Source organism: Snodgrassella sp. W8158 (assembly GCF_016100435.1).
Taxonomy (GTDB): domain Bacteria; phylum Pseudomonadota; class Gammaproteobacteria; order Burkholderiales; family Neisseriaceae; genus Snodgrassella; species Snodgrassella alvi.
The window spans coordinates 58,751-66,723 of sequence record NZ_JACFSM010000006.1 but is presented as its reverse complement, the minus strand read 5'-3'; the positions used below and the strand labels follow the sequence as shown (position 1 = coordinate 66,723).

At 36.3% G+C, this 7,973-nt stretch carries 6 protein-coding genes; 4 read left to right on the top strand and 2 right to left on the bottom strand.

Going from position 1 to position 7,973, the window contains the following annotated elements:
* Positions 1–72: 72 nt before the first annotated feature.
* Positions 73–213 (bottom strand): hypothetical protein, encoded by a 141-nt coding sequence (locus H3V11_RS10585; protein ID WP_198224899.1) that lies wholly within the window; start codon positions 211–213, stop codon positions 73–75.
* A 184-nt stretch (positions 214–397) separates the two neighbouring features.
* A complete protein-coding gene (locus tag H3V11_RS10580; RefSeq protein ID WP_198218874.1) occupies positions 398–835 on the bottom strand; it encodes a MerR family transcriptional regulator in 438 nt (145 codons plus the stop codon).
* Between the two features lie 134 nt (positions 836–969).
* Between H3V11_RS10580 and lepA the strand changes: the two genes are divergently transcribed.
* From lepA to modD, 4 genes are all read left to right on the top strand, one after another.
* Positions 970–2,766 carry a translation elongation factor 4 gene (gene lepA / locus H3V11_RS10575; protein WP_025329920.1) on the top strand — a complete coding sequence of 599 codons (1,797 nt, stop codon included), beginning with the start codon at positions 970–972 and terminating at the stop codon, positions 2,764–2,766.
* A 603-nt stretch (positions 2,767–3,369) separates the two neighbouring features.
* Positions 3,370–5,202 carry an ABC transporter ATP-binding protein gene (locus H3V11_RS10570; RefSeq protein WP_198224897.1) on the top strand — a complete coding sequence of 611 codons (1,833 nt, stop codon included), beginning with the start codon at positions 3,370–3,372 and terminating at the stop codon, positions 5,200–5,202.
* Positions 5,195–6,928: an ABC transporter ATP-binding protein gene (locus tag H3V11_RS10565; protein ID WP_198224895.1), complete on the top strand. Its 1,734-nt coding sequence runs from the start codon at positions 5,195–5,197 to the stop codon at positions 6,926–6,928. The genes H3V11_RS10570 and H3V11_RS10565 overlap by 8 nt, the downstream gene beginning before the upstream one ends.
* 97 nt (positions 6,929–7,025) lie before the next feature.
* A complete protein-coding gene (gene modD, locus H3V11_RS10560; RefSeq protein WP_198224893.1) occupies positions 7,026–7,871 on the top strand; it encodes a ModD protein in 846 nt (281 codons plus the stop codon).
* Positions 7,872–7,973 lie beyond the last annotated feature (102 nt).

The window sequence follows — 7,973 nt, the reverse complement described above, 5'->3', positions numbered from 1 at the left end:
GAAGTTCCCTTCGGTTTCACTGGTCTGCTTCAAAGTTATTGACAAGAAATGTTTTTATCTTGTCTCTCTGAATCAGTGTGAGGCCTCTTGGCACTCACACTTATCGGTAATCTGTTCTGTTAAAGAGCGTTGCTTTCGACTGCGTTCTACTTTAAACTGTTCGTTTGTTTCGTGTCGCGTCATCAGCGAAGAAGGCGAACTATACGCCTCCACAAATCCCCTGTCAACTCCTGCCTGCATTTATTTTTGACTTTCTCTTCACTACTCTGTTTTTCCTGTGTTTATTTTTGGTGCCTTTGACTCAGTTTTGCGGTTTTGTTTGACTCCACTATCTGCTGATAGGGATGTTGACTTGTTTATACCCTCTATTCCTTCTACTTGTGATTAGATGACAGTACTATTTATCATGGTCTTTTTTGAGTTTAGCATTTTCATAGTATTCTTTTTTAAATCTCAACAATGCTATTTGCTTTTTTAATGTTTCCATGGTGTCGAGCAGCTTTTGTTCTTGCTGGCTAATTATATTCAGCCGCTGATCCAGTGTTTTGTCTCCTTGCAAACAGAGCTCTACATAGTGTTGAACATCTTTTATGGACATATTGGCATTGCGTAAACACTCGATTAATTTTGCCCATTGTAAATCTGCATCTGAAAAAAATCTTTTGTCATGCTGATCTCTCTGTAAGAACGGGAATAGATTAAGGGAATCGTAATAGCGCAGAGTATGTGCTGATAATCCAAGAATTTGGGCCGCTTCGGTTACGGAATATTTAGGTTTGAGGCTTAACTGCCCATTATTGGCTATTGATAAAATACAATCCTGTAAATCCACCATTTTTTACCTCTTTAGTTTTATAAATCAACAAAATATCACAATTAGTAAAGACGGGATATTAAGCTTGACTTCGAGTTACTCTAATTATTACATTTAATGCCTATTAAATGAATAAAATCTGAAAGAATGGGAATATGAACCTAAATAATATTAGAAATTTTTGTATTATTGCTCATATTGATCATGGTAAATCTACGCTGGCTGACAGGTTAATTGAAATGACAAAAACGGTCAGCGAAAGAGAAATGAAAGAGCAATTATTAGATAATATGGAGCTTGAAAGAGAGCGCGGTATTACTATTAAGCTCCAGACTGTGCGCATGTATTATCAGGCCGAAGATCAGGCTGAGTATGAACTTAATTTGATTGATACACCCGGTCATACTGACTTTGCCTATGAAGTTTCCCGCAGTTTAGCCGCTTGTGAAGGGGCATTATTGGTGATTGATGCCACACAGGGAGTGCAGGCTCAGACTATTGCTAATTTAAAATTAGCGCAGGAACAGAATTTAACGATTATTCCGGTTATCAATAAGATTGATATGCCAAATGCGGATGTAGAACGTGTTACCAAAGAGCTCGAAGAGCTGGATGGGATTAATCTGGATAATATTATATTGGCTTCGGCCAGAACAGGGGCCGGAGTCGATAATATTCTGAATGCTATTGTTAAAGAAATACCGGCACCTAGTGGTGAGCAGAATCGTCCTCTTCAAGCTTTAATTTTTGATTCGCATTACGATATGTATCGTGGTGTAGTTCTGCATGTCCGTATCTTCAATGGTTCGGTGACTAATGGTCAGAAAATTAAAATGATCAAAAGTGAACTGGAGTTTGAAGCATTACAGATTGGTGTATTTCTGCCTGAAATGAGGTCTGTTGAAACGCTTGTTGCGGGCGAGGTAGGTTATATTTCTACTAATATAAAGGTGGTGTCCAATGTGAAAGTTGGTGATACATTAATTGATATTAATGCACCAGACACTCCGCCCGTACCCGGATATAAAGATGTTAAACCCATGGTATATGCAGGCTTGTTTCCTATTAAAAATGAGGAACAGGAAAAGCTGCGCGATGCGATAGAAAAACTGGCTCTGAATGATTCGGCCTTTGTTTATCAACAGGAAAATTCTCTGGCACTTGGCAGTGGCTTTCGATGTGGCTTTCTAGGCATTTTGCACATGGAAATTATTCAGGAAAGACTTGAACGGGAGCATGGTATTGAAATTATTTCTACGTTTCCCAGTGTTGAGTATCGAGTAACGCTTACGAATGGCCAGATAATAACGGTAAATAATCCGACATTGTTACCGAGTTTTGAAAAAATAGCTTCCATTGAAGAACCCTTTATTGAGTCAGCCATTATTATTCCTGTGGAAAATATTGGCGAAATTATGAATCTGTGCCAGGAAAAGCGAGGCATATTCGTTGATATGACCTACCTCAATAATAAAATGGCGGAACTATTTTTTAAGCTGCCGATTTCTGAAATTGCCTATACTTTTTTCAATTCACTAAAATCCATCACGCATGGTTATGCTTCAGTTGATTACCGCGACAGATGTTATATTGCGTCTGATCTTGTGAAAATGGATATCTGGCTGAATGATGAAATAGTAGATGCATTTTCATTTATTTTACCGCGCAGCAGTAGTTATGAACGCGGTAAGCAAATAGCTCTGAAAATGAAGCATGTGATTCCGCGCAAGTTATATCCCATGCCAGTTCAGTCTGTGGTTGAAAACAGAGTTATTGCGCGTGAGGATATTCCGCCCTTACGAAAAAGCGTAACCGGAAAAGGATATTCCGGCTCTCTATCCAAAAAGAGAAAAATTGCTAAAAATATAAAGGATAATAAAGTCAGACAACGTAAATTTGGCGGTGTAGATATTCCTCAAGCTGCATTCCATGCAGTGCTGGATATAAGCTGATAAATGTTTATCTCTATCAATTTAAAGCTAAAAGGGTATGCTTTTTCTATACCCTTTTAGTTTTTCTACAGCTATTGAAATAATACTTTGAGTATTAACTGTTTTAGCTTACATTTTTTGTACCTGAATTTCATTCAGATAGATATAGCTTATGAAATGAGAACATCACTGACAATCTGTTATCTTTATTAGGAATTATTGACAACTAAAAGCAAAATAAATTGTCATGAATCAATCAAATAGAGTTCATTGAATATCGTAGAACAATTTTTAATATATCCTCTCGTTTCAGTCAGAAATCTATTTTAGAACGGAATCAAAAATAAATTCTCATAATGCAATAAATAACTCTGCTCGATAATTTAACTGAGTTAATTATTTAATCAACTGTTCGTCATTAAGATAGTTTTAAGAAGTCGAGCAATCTTTTCCATTGTGGTCACGTATCAGCTCAAAATCATGACCTAGTGCAAAATTTGTTGCACTAAAGGCCTGCGATTTTATTAACACACTCCATAATATTGTTTGTTTTATAAAAAGAATTGTTATTTTATACATTATAGATGATAATGATTATTATTACTTTAATAAGGTACTCATTTAATGAAACCGTGTAATAACAGTCCTGCTTTTCGACTTTGGCAACTCACCTTTAAAAATAAAATTTTAATTATTTTATCTTGTTTATTTTCAGTTTTAAGTGTTGCTACTGCTTTTATCCCTTTTATTTCGGTTTATTATATTGTTTACGAATTAATAATGAGTTTAGCCAATAAGGACGTATTAAATAACGGGCTTATTATTCATTATGGTTGGCTGGCTTTTATTGCGGCTGCATTGTCGCTATTTTTTAATTTCCTTGCACTCTGCTTCTCGCATATTGCTGCGTTTAAAACGCTTTACTATTTGAAATATAATTTCGTTCGGTATTTATCATATTTACCATTAGGATTTTATACTGAACATTCGAGTGGAGAGTTACGAAAAATCGTTGATGATGATATTGAAAAGATAGAAATTTTTATTGCTCATCAACTCCCTGATATGGTTGGTTCGTTTGCGACTCCGATTATCATTTTAATTATTTTAGCTGTTTTTGACTGGCGTTTAGGGTTGGCAACGCTAGTACCCATTATTTTGGCTTATATTGTTTTGATAAGCGGCTACCGTCGTAAAGATATTAAAAACCATATGCAGGAGTTTCAAAATCGACTCATTGATATGAGTAATGCTTCAGTTGAATATATTCGTGGTATTGCTGTTGTAAAAGCTTTCAATCAAACTTTTTTCTCATTTAAACGCTTTTATGAGTCAATCAAAGCGTATCAAGTATTTTGCCTTAAGTTTACTGATTGTTTTAAATATCATATGGCATTTTTTCTACTGATATTAAATAACATCTATCTTTTTATTCTCCCGGTAATAATTTTCTTACTCGGTTCTGTAGATAATTATGCAAATTTTATCTTAGCTTCTATTTTTTATTTAATTTTCTCACTGGCGTTACCAGCGCCTTTTTTAAAACTGATGTATGTTTCTCAGGGCCTTCAAAAAGCAGTTAAAAGCGTTGAAAATATGGATAGTGTTTTAAACGTAAAACCTTTAGCTGAACCCGAATTCGGTTTAGAAGTAAATCATTATGATATTGGTTTTAATGATGTCACTTTTGCCTACAATAAGATTCAGGGTAGCGAGGCTTCAGAAAATAATGCGCTAAATCACATTTCGTTTACGGCAAAACAAGGAACAACTACTGCTCTGGTTGGGCTTTCCGGCAGTGGTAAAAGTACAGTTTCATTGCTTATTCCTCGCTTCTTTGATCCTGATGAAGGTTCGATAACGATTGGTGGTGTAGATATTAAGCAAATGAAAAGTGAGTATTTATTGTCGTTAGTGAGTTTTGTGTTTCAGGATGTTTTTCTCTTTAAACAAACTATTTTAGATAATATTAAAATCGGCAAACCCGATGCCCGGTTAGATGAAGTTATTGCCGCCTCTAAAGCTGCACAATGTCACGAATTTATTGAAAAGCTGCCAGACGGCTATCAGTCGGTAATAGGTACTAAAGGACTGCATCTTTCAGGCGGTGAAATGCAACGTTTAGCAATCGCCCGCGCATTATTAAAAAACTCACCTATTTTAATTCTTGATGAAGCCACTTCTTTTGCTGATCCTGAAAATGAATACAAAATTCAGCTTGCCTTGAAAGTTTTGATGCAGGGTAAAACCGTTATTATGATTGCTCATCGTTTATCAACAATAAAAGATGCAAATCAAATTGTGGTATTAGATAAAGGTCGAATTGTTGAAAAAGGAACGCATGAGCAGCTAATTGATAAGCATCATATCTATTACAAAATGTGGCAATACTATAAGCAAACATTAAATTGGCAAATGTATCAGTCTGGTCAAGATGATGAGGTGGCATATGTTTAAAAAATTATTGATGTTGTCTGATGCAGAGAATAAAAATCTTAATCAAGCTATTATCGCCTGTATCATCTCTAATTTGACATTAATGTTACCGTTTGTCATTTTATTACAGATAATTATCCTGCTAATTAAGCCATTAACTGACCAAATTCCTGTAAATATAAATTACTTATGGATTATGGCGGGAGCAGGCGTAGTTTCAGCCTTATTATTCTTATTTTGTTATAAAAGAGAATATGAAAAAACTTATGCTAATGCTGTTAGTCAGGCAGCCAATACCCGAATTGAAGTTGCTGAAAAAATCCGCAAACTACCGCTTAGTTTTTTCAACCGAAAAGATCTTTCTGAACTTACGGCTAATATTATGGGTGATTGTGCCGTTATTGAGAACATGCTTAGCCATGTGATACCCCAATTAATCGGTTATTCAATCAGCAGCCTGATAACTTGTTGTTTATTGGCATTTTATGATTGGCGGATGGCTGGTGCTATTTTTTGTACTCTGCCGATTTCTATTATTATTGTTGTTATTGGTAAAAGACTTGAACAAAAATTTGGTGAAAAACATGTTCAGGCTAAATTAATCGTTTCCGACGAAGTTCAGGAATATCTGGATGGTATTAAAATCATCAAAGGTTACGGAATAAGTGGTAAAAAATTCCAACGTCTGGATAAAGCCCTAAAAAAAATGATGTGGGCATCAATTAAATTTGAAGGAATAGGAGGAATTATTGTCACTTTGTCTACTATGACATTACAAGTCGGTTTAGGCATAGTGGTTTTACTCGGTGTTTCGCTGATGGTTTCTGGCAGCTTAGATCCAATTACTTTTATTGCCTTTGTTATTATCAGTTCACGAATTTATAGCCCTCTGATTTCTATTTTGACATTATTACCCGAGCTGTTTTATATGCTTGTTTCCATCGATAGAATGAGAAGTTTACAAACTGAGTCTATTATGGAAGGAAAAGAAGATGTGACTTTTGCTAATCATACTATCAATATTGATCATGTTAATTTTTCCTACAATCAAATAAACGTTATTAATAATTTAAGCTGCACCATTCCGGAAGGAAAAATGACAGCATTAGTTGGACCATCAGGTAGTGGTAAAAGCACTTTATTACAATTGATTGCACGCTTTTGGGATGTAAATTCGGGGAGAATTACCATTGGTAATCTAGATATTAAGCAAATTGACCCTGAAACCTTGATGCATTCAATGGCTTTTGTTTTCCAACAGGTGGTATTGTTTGATGATACGATTATGAACAATATTCGCATCGGAAGGCATAATGCATCTGATGAAGAAGTCAAACTTGCCGCTAAAATAGCCAGATGTGATGAACTAATTGCCCGATTACCTGATGGCTGGAATACCTTAATAGGTGAAAACGGCAGTAAATTATCGGGCGGTGAAAGGCAACGAATCTCAATTGCCAGAGCTTTATTAAAAAATGCTCCTATTATTTTGCTTGATGAGGCTACCGCCTCATTGGATCCTGAAAATGAGATTTATATTCAGGAAGCAATCGCCAGTCTGGTCAAAGACAGGACTGTAATCGTTATTGCTCATCGTTTAAAAACGATTATCGGTGCGGATAATATTATTGTTCTGGATAAAGGCTCAATTGCGGAACAAGGTAATTACCAAGACTTGATGGACAATAATGGTTTATTTACTAAGCTTTATAGTTTTCAAAAACAAGCATTATCTGTTAATTATTGATTAATTATTTTTCTCATAATTATCGGTATATGCTATAGAAATATAAATGATAAGAAACAGGCGCAGGTTACAGTCATTCATTTAACGGGGAAATACCATGTTTTATTTATCTGATGCTGAACTAGATAAACTATTGCTCGATGATATTGCTTATGGTGATTTAACCACCCGTGCTTTAGGTTTTGGCCGGCAGGCTGGAAAAATGACATTCTGTCGCCAGATAGCTGGCAGGGTTAGTGGTGTAAACATTGCAGCCAGGCTATTGCAAAAGCTTGGGCTGGAAGTAGTGATACAAGAACAAGATGGTGCTGATGTTAATGCTGAAACCGTGCTGTTAACCGCTTTTGGTCAAGCTGAAAATCTGCATCAGGGCTGGAAGGTGGCACAGAATGTACTGGAATGGTGTAGCGGTGTAGCACAATATATGGCGCAAATGCTGGCTAGCGCACACGAGATTAACCCGCAGGTACAAATTGCCTGCACGCGTAAGTGTATTCCCGGTACGAAATCTTTAGCTATTGCAGCGGTAATAGATGGCGGAGGAATATTACATCGTGCCGGCACAGCTGAGTCTGTTTTGCTGTTTGCCAATCACCGTCATTTTTATGCGCAGCCGGATGATTGGGCCGCTATGGTAACGCGTTTAAAGTATGCTGCGCCGGAAAAGAAAATTATTGTCGAAGCAGATAATATCGAAGAGGCTTTCGCAGCACTGGCAGCACAGGCAGATATTGTACAGCTGGATAAATTTACGCCGGAAGAATTTGCAATGGTGTTGGCAAAACAGCAAATATTAGCGCCAATGAGTTTATTGTCTGCTGCCGGTGGCGTTACTTTATTAAATATAGCGGAATATGTTCGTGCGGGAGCGCAATTACTGGTTACCTCTGCGCCCTATTATGCTCCGCCGGCAGATATTAAAGTGAAATTGCAACCTGTTTAATGCTGATTTGTGTTTTAAATGATTAGCTGATGGTTTACTGCATAGTATTGGCGACGACATTAACTATGGTTGATGGAATAGTTATAAATAATAGTGCATCAA

Coding starts and splice junctions, on each gene's coding strand:
- modD (WP_198224893.1), top strand. CDS start 7,026: ATGTTTTATTTATCTGATGCTGAACTAGATAAACTATTGCTCGATGAT.
- H3V11_RS10570 (WP_198224897.1), top strand. CDS start 3,370: ATGAAACCGTGTAATAACAGTCCTGCTTTTCGACTTTGGCAACTCACC.
- H3V11_RS10565 (WP_198224895.1), top strand. CDS start 5,195: ATGTTTAAAAAATTATTGATGTTGTCTGATGCAGAGAATAAAAATCTT.
- H3V11_RS10580 (WP_198218874.1), bottom strand. CDS start 835: ATGGTGGATTTACAGGATTGTATTTTATCAATAGCCAATAATGGGCAG.
- lepA (WP_025329920.1), top strand. CDS start 970: ATGAACCTAAATAATATTAGAAATTTTTGTATTATTGCTCATATTGAT.